The sequence below is a fragment of the Candidatus Pelagisphaera phototrophica genome (assembly GCF_014529625.1).
GTDB lineage: Bacteria > Verrucomicrobiota > Verrucomicrobiia > Opitutales > Opitutaceae > Pelagisphaera > Pelagisphaera phototrophica.
Map to the genome: position 1 here is coordinate 43,827 of NZ_CP076039.1, position 19,507 is coordinate 63,333.

Here is a 19,507-nt window from a genome sequence, read left to right on the forward strand (position 1 = left end):
GCCCTTAAACGAGCCCCTCCTGTAGGAGCGGCTCTAGGCCGTGATTGCAATGAACATCCATGCGTTCACAAAATCTTTCGCGGGATTAATCCGCTCCTACAATTTTCTATCAAAGCTAGAATCTCGCACTTAGCCGGACCCCAAATGATTCGGGGTCTCCTGGAGTTGCCGCGAAAATTTGTGGATTAATGAACGTGTAATACTGTTCGTCCCCAAGATTTTCGCCATATAACACCACCGAATACCGTTCCCTTCTAAACCCGATCTGAGCGTCGAAAACTTCATGGCTCCCTTGGCGAAACATCGCGGTATTTCCTTCGTCAAAAAACGTTTCGCCTATGCCGCGAAAAGTGGCCTGGAAGAAAATGCCATTGTCTAGGCTGTAACGAGCAGATCCACGAAAGGTGGTGCTAGGCGTGAAAGGAACTTCATTTCCATTCAGATTCGCTCCGTTAAAAGGATCGATGTGCTCTTCGAAGGTGACGTCGTTACTCCCAACGCTTCCCTCAATAACGAAATTCGGATTCGGCTGCCAAACAACTTCAGCCTCTATTCCGGAAGAAGAGACTTCGTCCGCTGTGATAACAATATAGTCTGTCGCATTGGGAACGGACCGTTCCAACTGGTAGTTATCTATGGATACGTCGAACACCGTTACCCGCGCTTTAAAGGTGGTATCCGTGGTTGAGAACGAGAATCCAATCTCGTTTGACCAGGACGACTCGTCATTGAAACCGGCTAGATTCGGCAAATCCGTAAACGCGCTGTAGCCCGCTGGCTTGAACGCGGATGCGGATCGTCCGATAAAGGAGAAATGATCGCTCATGACCGCTTCGAAACCGAAGTCGACAGAGGCATAAGTACCGTTCTTGTCAGCACTTATAGGAGCGAGTCCGACGGGCGACGATTTTTCCCGATCAATAGAGGCATCCGCTTTCTGGACACGGGCTCCGGCATCGAGGATGAACGTCTCGGTCACATCAAAGGAGACATGTCCAAACGCCGCTATGCTCTGTTCTTCGGTTTCGAAAGCCGTATTCTCGGTAAAGACTGGGAAAAACGGCGGAGCCGGAAAGACACGCGTCGTGTCGCCTCCGGTTTCCTTATCTTGGAAAAAAAGGCCGGCTCGCCAGTCAAGGGGACTTCCGCTGTCGTTCGACTCGAAGCGGAACTCTTGCGTAAACAGGTTTTGGTCCTGCTGTATCGCCGAGGTCGAAATCGGGTCCGGGCTCAAATCGAGATCAACCGTCGAGGGATCCAACTCCCATTTCTGAAAAGCCGTGATGGACTTGAAAACACCCCATTCGAACTCTCGGTCGAGATGAACCGATATCTGATTTCGGTCAATCTGAGTTTCCCCTTCCAAGTTGGAACCCACAACAAATGGATCGGGGCTAAAAAGAGAGGTTAATCGCTGGCTTCCATCGTCAATCGACTCCGTGACCAATTTCACTCGAGCATTCCAGTCATTTCCCGGAGAGAAAAACAGATTGTACTGCGCCCCTCGAGCCTCTCTCGTATCGGTGTGGCGGTCGAGGGTCGCATTGTAGAGATACCCGTCTCGCTCGTTGTGAAAGACCGTAAGACTGTGAGAAACACCTGAACCGGAAATGGGACCGGAAATATTCGCTCGAAACGCGCGCTTGCTAAAGGATCCGAATTCAGCCGCTAAATTGATGCGCTGCTCCTGCATTGGCTTCGGGCTTTGAATTTCAATCACGCCCGCCGGTCCGTTTCTACCAAAAAAGGACCCCATTCCTCCGCGATGGACGGTCAATGAATTACCTGAGAGCAATTCAGACGAATAAGTGAACACATCACCTGAGGGAACGTCATCTATATACTGGGCCACTCCCGCCGGGCTGAAGAACAGAGTGTTGCCAGTGCCTCGGATCGTAATCACATCTCCATATCCGCGCGTCTCGCTCGAAGCGACGAAGAGGTTCGGCACGAGTGCCGACGTTTCCTGGACGGACTGCATTTGGTACAAATCTACCGCCCCCGTCGTAAACCCGCTGGAAAGTCCTCCTCTGTCGATGAGGGAGTCTCCCGCAATCACTCGAATGGGTGACAACTCGAAGATCTCAGCACTAGGCTGACCGGAGGACTGTCCCAAGGCGCTCAAGCCGGATAGCAGCCCCAAAAGACATGTGTAAACTTGTTTCATTAATTTCATTTAGTTGATAGTTCGCGACCTTAAATGACTAATTTTCTATTCAAAACAATAAAATTGAGCCTCATTCTCCTATTATTTCGCAGCCCTCGTTTCCGAGTGACTCAGCGAATTATGGAATTTGCAGCCAATTAAGAAAAATGTGCTATCATTTTATCTTACCTATCGCAGCACCCGCATTTTCACCGATTCCACTGCATTTCTACGGACCTACGAGTCGCTGCAAGCGGTCAGCAGCCTGTAGGAAAGACCGGCGGAAAAATTCTGCGCAATAAAACACTGATAGCCTTCGTAAGTTAGATCAGATTCCTATCGCAGAATAAGTATGCCCAAAGCCCTCAAAACAATTGTTCCCCTTGTCGCGCTGACCTGCCTCATCACAGCTGAATCCAGCGATTGGCCACGATTCTTGGGTCCAGATGGGAATGGAGTCGTTCTAGAAGATGACACTCTGAACGCCGACTGGGCGGCCAACCCTCCAAAGATCTTGTGGACGCGGCAAATTGGATTGGGCTGCTCTTCATTCGCGGTTGCAGACGGCAAAGCGCTGTCATTGGGCAATACCAGTAATCAGGATACCGTATGGTGCTTTGACACAAAAACCGGTGCTCTCATTTGGAAACATACGTATGACGAACCCAAAGGCGCAAAATACTATTCCGGTGGAACCTCCTCAACTCCTTCGATTGATGAAGATCGCGTCTATACGGTAAGCAAACAAGGAAAACTATTCTGCCTGGACTTGGGTTCAGGCAAAGTCATTTGGGAACGCAACTACTCGGACGACTTCGATGGGCGCCGCCAATCATGGGGATGGGCCGCTTCACCTGTCGTCTACAAGAACCTGCTCCTCATCGATCCCGGCGCGAAGGACGGCGCCTTGGTCGCTCTCGACAAAAATACCGGCGAGACCGTTTGGAAAATTGGTACGGAAGAACCCGGCTACTCGACTCCGGTCGTGTACCAAGACCGTGGCCGGGACCGCGTTTCCGTTTTCCATAAAAAGGCACTGGTTGGATACGATTTGGAAGGCCCAAGAGATCCGCTCTTTCGATACTCCTGGAGAACTAGCTATGGAGCCAATGCTTCCAACCCTCACTTTCGTGAAGGAAAATTCTATATCAGCTCAGGCTACGGATCAGGATATGCGGTAATTGATGTCACTAAACCGGAACCAGAACTGCTGCATCGCGATCGTGAGCTTATATTAAAAGTTCAAACGAGCATACTCTTCGGCGATCATGTCATCGCCCACTATGGAGGTGATGGCGACCCAAGAAACTTGGTCGCATTGAACTTCGACTCCGGAGAAATCGCTTGGAAACAAGAAGTCCCTGGAGATCTCGGTAACGTTATCGCGATCGGCGACCACTTGATAGTATTCACGGACTCCGGACACGTAATTCTCGGCAAAGACCAAGGTGATCACTTCCAGGAACTCGGAAGAAAGCATGCTCTCCAAGGAACCTCGTGGGCTCCCCCTGCCTATGCCAACGGTCGCCTCTATCTGAGAAACAACCTCGGAAAAGCGATTTGCCTGGATGTTTCGAAAGCGAACTAACCGCAACTCAACCCTAATCTCCAGCCTCTGAATCCAACCAGGATCCACCCGCTAGAAATCCGCCATCTATGGCGAATACCTGACCAGTGGTGTAAGACGAAGCGGGTGACGCTAATAAAAGGGCGGTGCCAATGAGCTCTTCCGGAGTTCCTCCGCGCTTCATCGGTATGCGGTGATCGAGAAACTTCACTTTCTTGGGATCGCTAAAGAGTCCGGCTTCAGTCAATGGAGTACGAATAAACCCCGGAGCGATACAGTTTACTTGAATATTGTCCTTCGCCCATTCCAAGGCCAATGTTTTAGTCAGCTGGCCAATAGCGGCTTTCGTCATTCCGTAGACGGGCATTCCCCCAATTCCCGTCAGAGTCGTCATGGAACCTGTATTCACTACTTTGCCACAATCGGACTTGCACAAGTGGGGGTAGGCAGCCTGACAAAGCCAAAAAACGCTTTCCAAATTAATCGCCATAAGCGTTTTGTAGTCGTCTTCCGTTACGTCTATCGCCTGTTTGCGCCTATTGGTTCCAGCATTGTTTACCAGGATATCGATACCTCCTAGCTTCGTGGCTGCTTCATCTGCTAAAGTCTCCGATACTTCCTTCGTCCCCAAGTTCGCAACGAAAGGTACCGCAGAACCTCCCTTCTCTTCAATCTGTCGAATCGTCTCAGCGATCTTATGAGGCTGCGTTCCATGTACACCCACAGTCGCTCCGGCTTCCGCATAGCAAACCGCGATCGAACGACCGATTCCACTACTCGCGCCCGTTATTAAGGCCCGCTTTCCTTTTAGTGAAAAAAGTTGTTCGAATATACTCATGTTACTACGACTCGAAATCCCGTTGCAGGTCAGCTAGCGCGGGAACATTTCGACTGTATCCAAGAAACGACCAAAAACCTGCGTTAATCAGAATGGCCACAACCAAGATAGAAACATTCAATACAGGGGCCACCACACCGAGATGACTCATAGAGGGAACGATGGATACAATCGCTGCGCAAATCCCAATTCCCATGCCCCAACAAATTAGCGATTTTAATTCGCTGAAGACCACTTTCTTACGCACGCGATTGGGTATGCCGATCGCATCCATAAGGGCGAATTCGTGACGACGCTCCGACAGGTTGCGAGCCACCACCACCCCCAATCCAGCACTTCCTAAAATAACGCCGAGACCTCCCAGAACATGGAAAATAGCGATGTAGGTATTTTCAACTTCGTGAAAGGACTGCAGCCGATCAGAGGCAATCTCTACTTGTCCCCCCCATGCGCTAAGGACGGATTCAATTCGAGAACGGCTTTTCTCAATATCGCTGTCCCAGGAATCGAGCAGGAAAAGCTGGTACCCCTCATGTTGGGGATATTTCTCCAAGAACACGCTTTCATCGAGAATCAGGCTCCCTTGGAAAACGGTATCGCTGATCGCTCCGATTAATTCGACCTCAAATGTATTTCCACCATTATCCGTGTAGACTAGGCGATCTCCCAATTTCCGTTTCAGTGCCCACTGTAAAGTCGCACTGTCAACAAACGCGGGCACCACCGAATCGTCGGAGATTTCCTTTAAAAGATTCCAACCCTTACTCGAATCCAATCCTTCTCGAATCGAATGGAAGGTGAAGGCTCCTCTGGTTGCCAAGGTCGAGCTGTCTAAGGATAGCAATCGGGGATTCGCGGTTTGGTTCAGATTAAAGCAGCTGGCATCGTCACCCTGACCAACGCGAATTGGGTTGATCGCGTTGTCACCATCCAGACCAAACAGATTGTCAGGTCCGGAATAGTCGGCCGGGTCACTCAACGGAATCGAAGTCTCAGCCCAGTAGGCATACCCTCCATATCCATTCTTTGGATCATCCCCACTGGTGTCTTTCTCCTTCCGAAAAGCCGCAACCGAAACCACAAGAAATACACCGCAGGCCAAGGTCCCCACAACGGTCAGACTCCGCATGGGTCGGCGGCCGTTATTGAGCCTACCCAATTTGGCCAGATTCAAAAGCTCTCCTCCAATCACTCTGGCAGAGTTAAGCCGGAAAGCGCAAATTCCCAGGCCTCCCGCCAGAAGGCAGAAACCCACTAGGAAAAAGCCAATCTGCAGAGGAAGTTTCCCCAGCAAGGAAAGTCCAAACAAAGTCAATCCCCCTGCCAGGCCGGCACTGCCAATCTTAAGGGACCAACGTCCCTTACTACTACCCCCTACGCCACTCTCTTCCGAACCCTGCTGCAAGCGAAAGCTGGCTTGGGTCTTGCTTTGCTTTCTCAGAACAAACCAGATGGAGCCCATCGCTAGCCCAATGTTCGTCACGATTCCAATCGCAATCGTTGTGAGGCTACTTGAAACACCGAACATCGATCCCACAGAATTCTCACTCCAAATCGTTTCTAAAAACCGAAGTACCCCGAAGGTGTATCCATACGCCAATGGCACCGCCGCGAGAGAGCCAACTACTACAATGAGTAACGCTCCCGCAAATCTCCAACTGTAGATTCGCTTATCGCTGATCCCTAACGACGACAAAAGCGCATTTTCACGATTAACTTGCTGTATCGAAAAGCTGAAAAGCATCCCAACGAGACTCAATGAAGCAATGATCAGGAAGAAGCTCATACCAATGAAGAGTCCCCCAATATCAACCGGTGAATTAGCCGACTCCAATGCCGCATCCCTCAGCGAGACGGTTTGCATGCCCAACATCCTAGGGTCGAGAACGGCCCTAATCTCTTCTGTCAGCTCATCGGATCCTTGGAAGGACTTCGGCACTCTTAAACCCGTATACGCTCCCCACCGATTGGACCATTGAGCTTCGCCTGAGGCGAGGGAGATGAAGGCCTTAGGGGCGCCCTTGAAATCATCCCAATATTCTTCATCATTATCCCGAATTCGATCGAGATCCAGAGGCATCCCTGCATCCCAATCACTCGAATCCTCAGCCCCTGCGACTCCAGGGAAATCCGGCATCCAAAGAGAGTCGGCCACCAGTCCGGAATGAGGAACAATCGATCGAATCGTGTAGGAGCTTGTCGCTTCAACGAGTAGACTCGACTGGTCGACTACATAGTAACTGATATCCAAAGAATCTCCAACTGCCGCTTCCAAATCATCTGCGAGCCATTGGGTGACAACCGCTTCATCCGAACCTAACGCTTCGTCTAAGAAAGGCGCTGCTTCCGGATCAACCGCAGTTACCATCGAGTAAGGCGTTTCGCGACTGCTGGTTTCCAAGGTATTGGCTAGATAAGTTATCACTGGCTCCGCCAAAGGTATACGTTTCTGGATCGCGGCCACCATTGCCTTATCCAGAAAAACACGCTCGCTACGAATTTCGGTCGCTTCTGCTAGTGGAATATCTACGAGCGATAATCCGTAGTCCGCCAAGGTTAAAAGAGGATCCACAAGGGTGAAAACGTCTTTCGAACCTTGCTTCCCTTTTTCATTGGATGAGTCCTTTAGCAAAATCAAATTGGCTCTCCCAGGGTATTCGATCTTTTCTTGTATCCAGTTTATTGGGGCAAATAACGTAAAAGGAGATATCTGATTTGCCTCGAGGCCAAAACGCCCAAACTGGTCATCGGAAATTACCGCCGAAACCGTCACCCTAATCCCAATCACATTATCTTTGCTCCCGGACATCGGCGCGTCTCGTGAAAGCAAACCCGGTTTCTCTAGACGCATGACAAAGGATTCTCCTTCTTTCAATTGGAGACGCTCTGCTAAACGCTGATTTACAGCGACGGTGTTTCTAGCATCAAAATTCGGCGGGTTCGTCGGTGTGGGCGCAAATTTCCAATATCGTTCATCGACGCCCATAACCTGCATCTGAGGGGCCAAAAGGCTCATCTCCGACCGGGAAGCGCTTCCTCTCAGCATCAAAATGGGTGCAGTTTCCATCCCTAAGCTCAACTCGATAGATTCGGCCAGCGATTCGCCTACGAATCGATCGCCGACCGTTAGAACGTATTCAGTTTTTCCCACTCGCAGTTCCGCGAGTCGCTTTAGAGCAGCGCCAACAGAATCGCCCGCCAGCAAAGCCCCAAGAAGCACCGTCGCTCCGACCATGGTTCCGGCGACGACTCCCAGGTGGGACTTTCGGTAGTACCAAAGACTGCGTAGGAGGAACCTTAGTTGCATGAGACTTAATGAAACAACACCTACCCTTGCCGCAGCTTTCCATTCTCCAACGAGTAAACTCTACCCATTCGATTCGCTAGAGCCATATTGTGAGTTACAGTCACGAGGGTCACATCGTGCTGGTTATTCAACTGAGCAAACAAGTCCGCTACTTGATCTCCCATCGAAGGGTCCAAAGAGCCGGTTGGCTCGTCAGCAAGAACGAGAGCGGGCTGATTTATCAACGCTCTCGCAACCGCCGCCCGAAGTCGTTCGCCGCCCGATAGTTGAAAGGGCATATGATTCAACCGGTGCTCCAAACCTAATTCCTGAATCAACTTCTTTCCCCTTTCTCTCGTCTCGTCTTCGCCCTCTTCCCAGTCACCTGCCAAGCGAGGGATTAAGACATTCTCCAAGACTGAGCATTGAGGAAGCAGGAAATGTTGCTGGAAAACAAAACCGAGTGTGTGATTCCGGAATCGGGCCCTTTCATCGGCGTCCATCCCTTCTTGGCTTTTTCCAGAAATCGAAACGGATCCGCTCGATGGAATGTCCAAAGTCCCCAGGATACTTAACAAAGTGGTCTTTCCACAACCCGAAGGTCCTACGATGGCAATGGAGTCACCTTTCAATACTTTGAGCTCAAGTTCATCTAGCACGGTAATATCACCCGCCGGTCCTGAGTATCGCTTAACTAGATTTTGAATTTCAATCATCAGTCGATAAAAAATAGAATTAATCGGACACGCTCCAACGCTTCGCCTTCATTTCAAACTGAGGAAGCGTTCCCAACTTCACAACATCTACGGGTATTCTCAAAGCAAATACTTCCCTCAACCGCTTCTGTAGCTTCATCCTCATGAGTTCGTCTTCGACATCCGAAATATTTTCCACCTGAATGCTAGCCTGAACCATAGAATCCTGCTTGCTAATACTCACCTGGTACTCCCCAAACCCCTCAAACGAACGAATAACCGCGTCCACTGCGCTAGGGTAGAGATTGATTCCACGAACCACGACCATGTCGTCGGCACGACCGATAATTCCCCCTTCAAGCGCAAATGCTCGAGGGTCTTCCCCTTCAATCCGAACCGGTTTTACGAGATCTCCGGTCCGATATCGGAACAACGGACTTCCATTCCGGCCCAAAGTCGTGAGCACCAGTTCTCCTATATTTCCAAAGTCAATGGATCGACCCGTTTCAGGTTCAACCACTTCTGCATAATAGGCCTCGTGAATTATCCTCAGAAGCTTCGGATTCTCTCTGTCGGAGTAAGTGACCGGTCCTACTTCAGTCATTCCATGATGATCGAATACTCGGGCCCCTCCCCACCCTTCCTCAATTCTACTTCTAACTTCCGCTACACTCCCCCCCGGTTCGCCTCCTACGATGATGCTTCTTACCGAGCATTTCGTTAGATCAACGTTTTCCTTTTCTGCCACATTCATCAAATGGAGGGCATAGGTTGGTGTACAGCAAACCCATTGTGGCTTGTACCGGAAAATCATCTGAAGCCGCTCAAAGCTTTGCTGTCCGCCAAGCGGGATACAACGAAGATCCACTTTTGACGCCGCCTCAAATGCGGCCCAAAATCCAATAAACGGACCAAACGAAAAAGGAAAGATTGCCGTCTCGCCCGCTTTTGCGCCACAAGCCCGCCAAATGTAAGTCCAGCTGTCGATGATCCAACTCCAACTTTCGGGCGTATCCAGCCAAGCCATAGGGCGACCCGTTGTTCCGCTCGTCTGGTGCAGTCTTGTGTAATCTTTTAAGTCATACGACAAGTTCGATCCATAGGGTGGATTCGCCCCATAATCCTCAGCAAGCTCCCGCTTAGTGGTAAAGGGCATTTTTTCAGAAAAGGCATCCAAACTATCAAAGCCCTTCGATCCTCCGCACTCAGCGATCTTAGACTGATAGAAAGCATTGCCCTTCACCGCGATGGCTATCGCCGTGTTCAATGAGGCTAGCTGCTGTTCAGCTAGACCCATCTACCCTTGTGTATCGCTTTCCGAAATCGCTGCCGGAGGAGGACTCTTCGCATGGGCAGGTGCAGGAGCTGGCTTGTAAACCGTAACGAGACACCCCCCGAGAGCCGCCAATACGATGCCTAAGAAAAACTGCCATGGAACGGCGGATACACCCCCCTGAGGGGGGTGAAGCTTCATGGATACGATAGCATTCACCACTGGCGCACCCGCAAACACAATGGACATTACAGCCGCTGGAGTACCTTTGGCCCCAAAGGCGAGTAGAATGCAAAATGCGCCCAGAGCTCCCAAGAGGCCCGCTACAAAGGAAAGGGAAATTCCTTTCATCGGAAACGTGAATGCAGCCCCTTGAAACTTAAGCAGGATAATCGGAACGATGATCGCGATTACGAGATAAGCCACTCCGACAAACAGAAATGCTTTGTACCTACCCAAAACAGGATCTTTCATCGCGATTTGACCGGTGTGGAGGAAAATGCCGTATAGCCCGAAAAAGAGAGCCGTCATTAAAGAGTAGATAAGCCAATTCATAGAATTTTATAGGATATATTATATTATTAAGGTGAATACAGAAAAATAGCTACAGATGCTGCGATTCTTGAGCGGCCTTGAGTTTCTCCTGCAACTCAGGCGGAATTTCAATCGACACGATCTCTCCAGTATCCCGATCAAGCCGGACACTGGCGGTAACAACACGACCCGAGGCGATCAGCACATCATCAGGCTCGGTTTCTTTGAAGAAGTAGTAGAGGCAGCGCAACGATCTCCGACGAATTTCCTGGATCGTGAGCCGAATCTTTATTCGGTCTTCGAAGCGGATCGGCTTGAAAAAATCGCAGGACGCTTGAACCCGCGGCCAACCTACTGAGACATCGCCTATTCTTTCGTGCACTCCATGACCCAACGAACGGAAAAACGCGTGTTCAGTCACTTCCATATACCGGTAAAAATTCGAGAAATGGACGATTCCCGCCATATCGGTCTCTGCGAATTCCACTATCCGCTCGTATTCAAAACAATATGGCTGTGGCTCTAGTCTACTCATTTTTAGATATTGATTGTACCAATGATTCCACGGCATTGATAAACGAGTTCTTCATTGCCTCCGTAGAATAATGCTGTTCCACCCCAAATCGACCCCGGTCCCCAATTTCCAACAGTCTTTCCGGTGTCTCCAATAAGTCGTGCCAGGCAGCAGCAAGTTTTTCAGGGCTATCCATATCGACGCATACGCCCCCTCCGCTTGACTCGATCAATTCGGGAAACGCCGAGCGATTCGGCTGAACCACAGGCACCGAAGCGGCCATCGCCTCGATCACATACAACCCAAAAGCTTCCTCGTATTGAACTGGGACCGTAAAGACAGAGAGCCCACTCAGAAAATCCTGTTTTTCTTCGCGTGAAATATTGGGTCGCCACCCAACGGCATCGGTTAGGCCCGAATCAGACAGCTTCTTCTTCAGAGAATCTACAAGAGGAACATCCCCTTGCGTCATTGCTCCAGCTATTTCAAGTCGGCAATTTTCATTACCCAGCTGAATACGTAGATGAATGAACGCGTCCACTAAGAACGTGAGTCCCTTGACTTCACACATCCGAGCCAAGTATCCGATCGCGGGAACATTTAACGACTTTCTGCCTCGAAAGCCTTCGAGGTTTATCCCATTGTACTGGGTTTTTATCACCCCTTCATCCAAGCCCAGTCGTTTTTCCATCAGACGACCATAAAAATTGCTCGGTCCCAACAGTAGGTCGGCGTCTCGACAGCGCTCTGCCATTAACGTCCAGCACCGTTCACGGAACTCGTCTGGAAGCGAATCTAAAAAGGAATCCTCACCCTGGAAACAGCAAACCACTGGTATGTCCCACTGCTTCTTTATTTCCCTTGCTAATCCGGACTGCAGCGCCGTCGACAAACAAAGTACATCCGGCCGGCCATGATCATTGATCCATGAATACAATTTGCGAAGTTCCTTTTCGAAGTCCGCACCATCCAGTCGCAGCATTTCGAAGGTCATTTCGCCATGATCACGTGCGGAAGTCATATGACTCCGCTTCGCCACAGATTGCAAAAGCCCGGGTTTGTTTAGCAGTCGATCCATCCACTCCGGGGAATGCCGAAAGATCGAAAACTTCTGCTGCAGGTAAATATTGATGCCTCCGAAAAATACCGGTGAATCCGAGTCGAGCCCTTCAGGTTCTTCGTCTAGCATCAAAGGCAGATACATAGGTAGCAGTTCCGCCTCATGCCCCGATTGAATTAACGCATTCGCAAGAGCATTGTCACGCATACACGCTCCACAATAGTAGCTTCCTGTCCCTGGCGTTAAAAAAGTGATCTTCATCTAGAAATCAGGCAAAAAATCCTGCCGACGCCCGAAGGCTAGCTCGACTGATGGAGACTTAAGTAAAGTCCCGCCCGACGCAAGACGATGCGGGTTTCCTCGCCAAAAACCAGTGAAAAATTCAGTGGGTGCTCTGTCTGAATTTAAGCACTAGCCCTTACCGATGGGCCGCCGTGAGATAGAGGCTCAGGAAGTTCCGTTATTTCGCCGATCGCTGCCATCAATGGACCGAAATCTTTGCCTACCAAATCGCCGATCAAGCAATCCGTCAAAGTACCTCTCAACTCCGCATGGTTGCGAATCAGCTTACCAAAACTAAAATCGTTGTCATAGAAGGCATAAACTAAGCTTCGCATCGTTTCGATCGCACTGCACAGTTGTTCACCGTAATCGTTGAAACGCGATGCGGACGTGTCTCCTGCTTCGAGAGCCGCGTCAATCGCGTCCGCTGCCATTTCACCGCTCTTCAACGCGAGGAAGACTCCCGACGAAAAGACGGGGTCAAGGAAGGCAAAAGCATCTCCGGTCAACACGATTCCGTCACCTGCACAATGCTCGGACCGGTAAGAATACTCTCCCGTTACCCAATATTCGCCAAACTGTTCACCGCATGAAAGGTGGTCCTTAATCCAAACGTTATTCTCAATTTCCCGCTCGAATATGGCTTTCGGATCGCGTGTATCCTGATAGAGGTAATCCCGTTCCGCTACGATTCCGGAACTCACAATATCGTCCTGCATGGGAATGTTCCAAAACCATCCGCGGTCCTCTAAGTAAGCCACGGTCGTGGCTCCTTCGTCTAGGCCGGGATCTCGCTTCGCTCCCTTGTAGAGGGTCCAGATCGCGATTTTGTTCAGCTTGGGATCTCGTTTTCTCCAGCGTTTCTTCGACTGGAACAGACCGTCGCGACCCGAAGCGTCTACTGTCATGGAAGCTCGGAGCTCAAACCGACTTCCCCTCTTGTCCTCAGCAATCACGCCGACTACTTTTTCTTCCTCGTAAATAAAGTCGACTACCTGGGTTTCCTCACGGACTTCAGCACCCTTGCTCCGGGCGTTATCGAGCATCAGCTCGTCAAACTCTGACCGCTTCACCTGCCAAGTAGTCGCCGCCGGATGATCTAAGTGCTGGAAAAAGTAAAAAGGAGCGGACATCTTGCCGTCGCTCGTAACAAACTGCACGCTGTTTTTTTTGGTGTAAGCCCGCTCGTTTAACTTCTCGACGATCCCTAAACGATCGAAAGTAAAATAGCAAAAGGGCATGAGCGACTCGCCCACGTGATAACGAGGAAACTTCGATTTTTCCAAGATGACGACGTTCCTCCCCTTTTCCGCTAACAACGCCCCAACGGTCGAACCTGCAGGTCCTCCGCCAATCACTATCGCATCGTATTCTTTCATTTTGCTTTCGCTCTTTGTTTATCGGATTACGTTTCCTTTCGCCAAATCATTACTTTCGTCCCGAAGACTTATTTTTTCAACTATTCGCCGACCGCCATTCAGCTTCAATCTAGTTCAACAATGGTTCAAAACTCTTTCATCCATAGTAAACGCTATTTTCGATTTCCATAAGCCTTCAGACGAGCGGAAGAATCTCGATAATCGACGCGAGCTCGTTCTCCCCCCATTAACCAATTGATTACATCTCCCATAAAGAATCGAATCTTCGCTAAAGCCAACCCGTTTCTGGCACACCAAGGGAGCTTGAATGAAGAAAAAACCCTTCTGACGGCGACCAAGGGCGTATTGCATCCGGTTCAAGATACTTCCCTAAGGCTCTTCTCCCTCCACAATGGCACTGCGCGCTTCCCGTCGAAAGTGGTCTAGCTGGATCCGAGTCGCTCCATGTTCAACCGGTTTCCACGTAGGCTCGGCAAAAAGAACGACTTCCCGCACGCACCCGCTACCCTCATTCGTTTCCTTGAGAACCTCCAAGCCCATTCCAGAACGATGGAAGTCAGCCAGCGTCGAGGCCATGTCTTTATTATGCACGATTAAATCTCGATAGGGACGCGGCATTTCAGAGTCTTCGATTCAGTGGAAAGAACCAGCGGACAAACTCAATTCGTCTACGATGTGCTCTAAAAAACCGGGGGATAGATCCACGGTAAACTGTTCTCTCCCGATCAGATCAGTGAAATTTATACAAGACGCGAGGTCACATGCTTAGGAAGGAAGAACTTGAAAAGCAGGTTGTCGACGCAAAGCAGGCCACGGCGATGCAAGCGAATGTTTTCACTGTCATATTCAAGGAGTCCCTCTTCTGCGAGCTCCTTGAGCTCGTTATTATACCGCTCTGACAAATCAACCTCAAACTTCGTTCTAAAGTAGTCGATCGAAACGTGACCTAATTTCATCTGGAGCAAGAACTCCCGAATCATTCGTTCCTCCACATTCGTCTTCAATGCCCGATGCACTGGAAGTTCCCCTTTCTCGATCGCTTCCGCGTACTGAGTGATTTCGTTTACGTTTTGGTAATGCACACCCGCGATGTGAGAAATGGATGCGACCCCTAGACCGAGCAAGTCCGCTCCCGTCCAAAGCTCGTCACGGTAGATGAACTTTGTCTTATCCGGATTGAGGACAGCGGTGTATCCACTGCTAATCGAGTACCCCGCGCTCTCCAGAGCCTCGAAGGCCTCTTTGACCCAACGACGTTTCACTTGCCAGTCAGCAACCGGAGCGGTCAACGATCCGCTTTCCTTCATCTCTTTGTAAATCGTCGTGTTGTACGGAATCTCCATCTGGTAGATGGTCACGCTATCGGGCCGAAGCTTCAGCGTCTCTTCGATATTGCGCTGCCAATTCGCTTCCGTCTCCTCGAGCATCCCGGCGATCAGATCGATGTTGATCTGATCAAAGCCCTCACTTTTGGCCGCCTCGTAAGCCTTGTAAACCTCGGGAGCCTTGTGGGCTCGCCCGTTGATTTCCAGAATGCGGCCATCAAAATTTTCGATTCCCAAACTCAGTCGCGTAACCCCGATATCCTTGATCGCTTTGACTTTCCGCGGATTGAGTGTTCCCGGCTCCCCTTCAAACGCAACCTCTTCTGCCTCGTCCCATGGCAGGATCGCCTTCATCCTATCGGTCAATTCCGTAAGCTGCGGCCCCGAAAGATAAGACGGTGTACCCCCCCCAAAATAGACAAACCGTGGCTTTCGCCCCGCTATGCGCGGCTTCTTGGCAAAATACTCAAGTTCGGTTATCGTTTTGTCCAAATAGTCCTTTATCTCCGAGGCATTCTTATCCGTGTAGACCCGGAAATAGCAGAAGTGACAACGCTTGCGGCAAAAAGGAATGTGATGGTATATCCCCAAGGACGCCCCATCATCAAACGGCTGCTCGAAGGCCGCCTCCACTTCCTTTAAATTATCTGGCGACCAGAAGGAAAAGGGAGGGTAATTAGAAATAAAATAGTTGCCCGCTTCCGTGGGTGCTTTCTTAGGCTCAACAGCCTTTGCAATAGAACTCATTGTGGTTGCACTATATTTCAGTTTCGCCCGATTCCAATGAGAAAAGGGTACCACCCTGACTTCCAATAATCAGCCTTCCGTTAGCAAAAACTGGAGAGCCGATCAATGACGCCCCTAATTCTATTTTCCAAAGTTCGGTCCCATCCGCTTGCCTGACGGCATAAAGCCAGCCGTCCGTGGAACCCACCACAACGGCATCGCTGAAAGCTAGAGGCGAGCTGTCCACCCTACCTGAGGTCTGGTAGGTCCAAGCGGCGACTCCCGTCTTCCGGTCGATCGCGTGAAGCCGCTTATCCCGAGATCCAATGAAAACGTGAGTTTCGTTCACCGCGGGCGAGCTGAAAAACGGAAATTGGCGATCCGAATATGTCCATAGTTGCCCCCGATCACCTGGATCAAATGCCAGCACCTCATTCGCATAATTACCACTGTATCCAATTCCATCGTACACCGCTACCGAGCATGGGATGTACGCGTTCGTTTCGTACTGCTCGATTGACTCTCCGTTTTCCAGATTTACAATATGTAGGAAAGCATCGCAGCCTCCAAAGATGATTCGCTTTTCGTCGAGCATCGCCGGAGAGCCGTTTATGATATTATCTGTTTGGTAGGACCAAATATCGGTGCCATCTGATGCCCTTAAACAACGTAGGACTCCATCATTACCCGCAATTAGTACCCAAGGTTCTCCATCGATTGGACTCTGGGTCATATTAGCTCCTGCCGCTACTTTGTCATCGAATTGGCGTCGCCATCGCTCTGCTCCGGTCAGTCGATCCAACGCGTAAAACTGACCATCATTGGCACCGAAGAAAACGAGCTCGGAAGCAATCGTAGGTTCGGACTCAACTACATCCCCTGTTTCAAATCGCCAGGACTCTTCTCCCGTCTCTAAGTCGACCGCGAAAAAAACCCCGTCATCGTTCCCAAAGTACACCTCTGATCCAAAGACTCCCGCATCTCCAGAAATGGGTGCCGCGGCATCAAAACTCCAAGCAATACGGGGAGAAGTGATCACTTGGTCGGGAATTGAGCCGCTCATGAATGAGCTTCCTCTTGGTAACGCCCAACTCATGGTTTGGAAACTATTAGCTTCAGTCTTAGAGGCATTATCTTTTCCTGAATCCTGTGATTTACAGGATACCAGAAACAACAAAAGAGTCAGGACATACGCAGTCTTCATCACACACACCTAACCACGTCACTGATCGCATTCGAATAAATAGCTTCGAAATCTGATAGACCCACAGGACAAGGATTAAAGCGACCTGTCCATTGATGCAACGCTCCTCCGGCCAGCCGTTTAACATCCGCCACGCCTATTCCCATTTCTGAGAGACTCTTCAAACCTGCAGTATCCTTTAACGTATCTAACCAGTCCGCTATGTCCAGTTTCTCCGAGCCACTCGAGGGGATAAACGACTCATAGGATCGATAGATTTCATCTACTTCAGGATCCAAACGATTAAATCGAATGACATGGGGCAGCATGAGCGATACCGCATGACCATGAGTCACGTCAAAGAATGCTGTTAGCGGGTTGGCGCAGGCATGAGCCGCTCCAAGCATACTGTTCTCGATCGCCAGCCCTGCCAAGGCCGCCCCCAGCAGCATATTGCTTCTATCTTCCAGACGGGCTGTCCCATTGGTGACTGAGTGTATCGAACAGGCGAGCAGTCGAAAGGCCTCCAAAGAATGAATGTTGGAAATCGGATTTCGTGGAAGGCATACCGCCGTTTCCACAGCGTGGGCAAGTGCATCCAAACCGGTTAGGCTCGCGACGAGTTTAGGCTGGGAAGCTGTTAGTTCTGGATCTAGAAGTGCGACTTGCGCCAAGGCTTTCGCATCCCCACAGGCCATCTTTACATGCGTCTCGTCATCGCTAACGAGAGCGTAAGACTGGCATTCGCTTCCAGTACCTGAAGTGGTTGGGACCGCAATAAAAGGCAACATGGGACGGGTCGCTTTCCCATAACCATGATAGTCCTTCATCTCACCCCCGTTAGTCAGGAGGAAATTGCAGCCCTTCGCCGTATCCATGCTGCTACCGCCCCCGAGACCGATCAGGAAGTCAACTCTCGCATCACGCGCAAAGTCTCTACAGTTCGAGATGCAATGATTGGTTGGGTTCTCTTCAGCCCCATCAAAAATCAATGCCTCACAATTCGCTTTCTCCAATATTGACAGCGTCCTATCGGCGTGCCCGGCTTGCAGGATTCCCTCATCGGTAACAATTAATGTCTTCGAGCCCCCGATTTCCTTAATAAATTCCGGAAGTTTCTCAAGCATTCCGGGACCGAATGCGATCCTCGGACTGGGTCTCGTCACAAAATCCACGGTTAAGCAATCTTTAGAGCTTTCGATTGGATGGCCCGGCGGCGATACAAGAATTCAAACAAGTTTCCTTCATGCGGCTGTTCCCATTGTACCCAGTTAGTCGGCACAGATCCCAAATTCAGTCGATCAATGTCAGGGCTCGCCATAAGATCTCTCATCCAATCCTCATCTTCCGTCACCGCAGACACGACCAACGTTGAACCGATCGCATCAAGCATCTGCGACTGAGGACGCTCTACAACGCTGACAAATGGGAACATGTATTCCGTATTCGCAAGAGGGTGATCGGGATCAGAGCATGCAATCAGGGTTGGGCAGAGGAAAGTTTGCCCATGCTTTTCGACCAATCGAGGTCCTTTGCGGTATTTAGCAGTCAGGTCCATAGCTCCAGGCGTCTTTAAGGCATCGTCAATAGCCTCATCCATTGCTTTGGCAAAATCTGCGTTCGCAAATCCGCAAAGCAAAGCATCTTTATCGTCTCTCGACTTTGGCTTAACTCCAGCAAGCTTTTTCGCCATCGCATTGGAAATCTCTTCAAAATGGGAGGGAACCATAACCGAGGAAGCATTGATGCAGCTACGTCCTCCGTTTGCGGATACAGACTCAACCATTACATCTAGGTGCTTTTCCCATTCGTTCGCCATATCTTCGCCTATAAGAACCTTGCTTCTTCCAGTTCCGTGGACCTGTATGTTGCTGTACTTGGAATACTTTTTAACCGTTACGTCGCTTCCAAAAACGATGCCTCGCCCACAAGAAAAAAGCATGGCATCCCCTCCTTCGTGGGTCGTGGGATAAAATCCGAAGGCCTCTTTGGGAAACCCTGCTTGAATCATGGCTTGGACAATCCTGTAAGGAGTCAAGGGATCTTCACGTCCTGGCTTTAAAAATACAGGCGTTTTCATCACAAGAGCCGGCAGCCACAACGAATTCACGCCCGGAGAATTGCTCGGCAATGTAACTCCAAGGCTATCCGCCATTGGATAGAAGTTAATATCAATATCACCAAGTCGAGCACATCCATTGTCAAAAAGTTCGGGGGGCAAGCCACGAGTCAAGCCCGCCAATACCGCTCGGATATTTTGCAGGGCGGCGGCCACCTTAAACATGTTCGATCGGCAAAGCGAGTGAGGTAATCCAGTTAATTCCGAGAGCGCGTTTACATAGTCGGCAACCCCCTGAGTCTCACCATCTATTCCAAAGGGAAGCTCTCCATCCAAGTAGATGTCAGCCGCCTTTTCAGCATAGCTCAGTAACGTATCAGCTGGAATGGCCCTTAAGGCTTCCCGACCTTTTTCAATCAAAAGCTTGTCGCGGCGTATGATCCCGGCGTTTGCTACGCTGACTTCAAGTCGGGCACCGGACTTCAAAACCTTGCCCAGATCATTTGTGTCTAAGCTCTTGTAGACTTCGCCAAACCTAAGAACCGGTAAATGTGATATTTTCTCTTCCATAAAATTTTGCTCCTGTGATAAATCCGCTCTCACTTGCGATACCTCTCAAAAGAATCACAGAAGACCGGCA

General features: G+C 50.1%; 15 protein-coding genes. 1 reads left to right on the forward strand and 14 read right to left on the reverse strand.

The window, feature by feature from the left end:
• Positions 1-115: 115 nt before the first annotated feature.
• Positions 116-2,167 (reverse strand): TonB-dependent receptor, encoded by a 2,052-nt coding sequence (locus GA004_RS00225; protein WP_283395272.1) that lies wholly within the window; start codon positions 2,165-2,167, stop codon positions 116-118.
• A 331-nt stretch (positions 2,168-2,498) separates the two neighbouring features.
• Between GA004_RS00225 and GA004_RS00230 the strand changes: the two genes are divergently transcribed.
• The gene (locus tag GA004_RS00230; protein ID WP_283395273.1) at positions 2,499-3,734 is read left to right on the forward strand and encodes an outer membrane protein assembly factor BamB family protein; all 1,236 of its coding nucleotides are present in this window, start codon (positions 2,499-2,501) and stop codon (positions 3,732-3,734) included.
• Positions 3,735-3,747: 13 nt separating this feature from the next.
• On the opposite strand, the gene GA004_RS00235 is transcribed toward GA004_RS00230, so the two are convergent.
• From GA004_RS00235 to GA004_RS00295, 13 genes are all read right to left on the reverse strand, one after another.
• Positions 3,748-4,551 carry an SDR family NAD(P)-dependent oxidoreductase gene (locus GA004_RS00235; RefSeq protein WP_283395274.1) on the reverse strand — a complete coding sequence of 268 codons (804 nt, stop codon included), beginning with the start codon at positions 4,549-4,551 and terminating at the stop codon, positions 3,748-3,750.
• A 4-nt stretch (positions 4,552-4,555) separates the two neighbouring features.
• Positions 4,556-7,858, reverse strand: coding sequence for an ABC transporter permease family protein (locus GA004_RS00240; protein ID WP_283395275.1), 3,303 nt, complete (start codon positions 7,856-7,858; stop codon positions 4,556-4,558).
• Positions 7,859-7,878: 20 nt separating this feature from the next.
• Positions 7,879-8,553, reverse strand: a complete 675-nt coding sequence (locus tag GA004_RS00245) for an ABC transporter ATP-binding protein (protein WP_283395276.1) — start codon at positions 8,551-8,553, stop codon at positions 7,879-7,881.
• A gap of 19 nt (positions 8,554-8,572) precedes the next feature.
• A complete protein-coding gene (locus GA004_RS00250) occupies positions 8,573-9,829 on the reverse strand; it encodes a phenylacetate--CoA ligase family protein (RefSeq protein ID WP_283395277.1) in 1,257 nt (418 codons plus the stop codon).
• Positions 9,830-10,360, reverse strand: a complete 531-nt coding sequence (locus GA004_RS00255; RefSeq protein WP_283395278.1) for a hypothetical protein — start codon at positions 10,358-10,360, stop codon at positions 9,830-9,832. It lies immediately after the preceding gene.
• A gap of 49 nt (positions 10,361-10,409) precedes the next feature.
• Positions 10,410-10,874, reverse strand: a complete 465-nt coding sequence (locus GA004_RS00260) for an acyl-CoA thioesterase (protein WP_283395279.1) — start codon at positions 10,872-10,874, stop codon at positions 10,410-10,412.
• Positions 10,867-12,174, reverse strand: a complete 1,308-nt coding sequence (locus GA004_RS00265) for a glycosyltransferase family 4 protein (protein WP_283395280.1) — start codon at positions 12,172-12,174, stop codon at positions 10,867-10,869. Before GA004_RS00265 ends, GA004_RS00260 begins: the two co-directional genes overlap by 8 nt.
• 143 nt (positions 12,175-12,317) lie before the next feature.
• Positions 12,318-13,574, reverse strand: coding sequence for an NAD(P)/FAD-dependent oxidoreductase (locus tag GA004_RS00270; RefSeq protein ID WP_283395281.1), 1,257 nt, complete (start codon positions 13,572-13,574; stop codon positions 12,318-12,320).
• Between the two features lie 369 nt (positions 13,575-13,943).
• Positions 13,944-14,192 (reverse strand): hypothetical protein, encoded by a 249-nt coding sequence (locus GA004_RS00275; protein WP_283395282.1) that lies wholly within the window; start codon positions 14,190-14,192, stop codon positions 13,944-13,946.
• Positions 14,193-14,314: 122 nt separating this feature from the next.
• Complete coding sequence (locus tag GA004_RS00280) at positions 14,315-15,646, reverse strand: coproporphyrinogen-III oxidase family protein (RefSeq protein WP_283395283.1); 1,332 nt, start codon at positions 15,644-15,646, stop codon at positions 14,315-14,317.
• Between the two features lie 10 nt (positions 15,647-15,656).
• Positions 15,657-16,688: an outer membrane protein assembly factor BamB family protein gene (locus GA004_RS00285; RefSeq protein WP_343218816.1), complete on the reverse strand. Its 1,032-nt coding sequence runs from the start codon at positions 16,686-16,688 to the stop codon at positions 15,657-15,659.
• Positions 16,689-16,828: 140 nt separating this feature from the next.
• Positions 16,829-17,983, reverse strand: coding sequence for an iron-containing alcohol dehydrogenase (locus GA004_RS00290; protein ID WP_343218817.1), 1,155 nt, complete (start codon positions 17,981-17,983; stop codon positions 16,829-16,831).
• Between the two features lie 2 nt (positions 17,984-17,985).
• A complete protein-coding gene (locus GA004_RS00295; protein ID WP_283395286.1) occupies positions 17,986-19,437 on the reverse strand; it encodes an aldehyde dehydrogenase family protein in 1,452 nt (483 codons plus the stop codon).
• Between the last annotated feature and the right edge of the window lie 70 nt (positions 19,438-19,507).

Coding starts and splice junctions, on each gene's coding strand:
- GA004_RS00225 (WP_283395272.1), bottom strand. CDS start 2,167: ATGAAACAAGTTTACACATGTCTTTTGGGGCTGCTATCCGGCTTGAGC.
- GA004_RS00230 (WP_283395273.1), top strand. CDS start 2,499: ATGCCCAAAGCCCTCAAAACAATTGTTCCCCTTGTCGCGCTGACCTGC.
- GA004_RS00235 (WP_283395274.1), bottom strand. CDS start 4,551: ATGAGTATATTCGAACAACTTTTTTCACTAAAAGGAAAGCGGGCCTTA.
- GA004_RS00240 (WP_283395275.1), bottom strand. CDS start 7,858: ATGCAACTAAGGTTCCTCCTACGCAGTCTTTGGTACTACCGAAAGTCC.
- GA004_RS00245 (WP_283395276.1), bottom strand. CDS start 8,553: ATGATTGAAATTCAAAATCTAGTTAAGCGATACTCAGGACCGGCGGGT.
- GA004_RS00250 (WP_283395277.1), bottom strand. CDS start 9,829: ATGGGTCTAGCTGAACAGCAGCTAGCCTCATTGAACACGGCGATAGCC.
- GA004_RS00255 (WP_283395278.1), bottom strand. CDS start 10,360: ATGAATTGGCTTATCTACTCTTTAATGACGGCTCTCTTTTTCGGGCTA.
- GA004_RS00260 (WP_283395279.1), bottom strand. CDS start 10,874: ATGAGTAGACTAGAGCCACAGCCATATTGTTTTGAATACGAGCGGATA.
- GA004_RS00265 (WP_283395280.1), bottom strand. CDS start 12,174: ATGAAGATCACTTTTTTAACGCCAGGGACAGGAAGCTACTATTGTGGA.
- GA004_RS00270 (WP_283395281.1), bottom strand. CDS start 13,574: ATGAAAGAATACGATGCGATAGTGATTGGCGGAGGACCTGCAGGTTCG.
- GA004_RS00275 (WP_283395282.1), bottom strand. CDS start 14,192: ATGCCGCGTCCCTATCGAGATTTAATCGTGCATAATAAAGACATGGCC.
- GA004_RS00280 (WP_283395283.1), bottom strand. CDS start 15,646: ATGAGTTCTATTGCAAAGGCTGTTGAGCCTAAGAAAGCACCCACGGAA.
- GA004_RS00285 (WP_343218816.1), bottom strand. CDS start 16,688: ATGAGCGGCTCAATTCCCGACCAAGTGATCACTTCTCCCCGTATTGCT.
- GA004_RS00295 (WP_283395286.1), bottom strand. CDS start 19,437: ATGGAAGAGAAAATATCACATTTACCGGTTCTTAGGTTTGGCGAAGTC.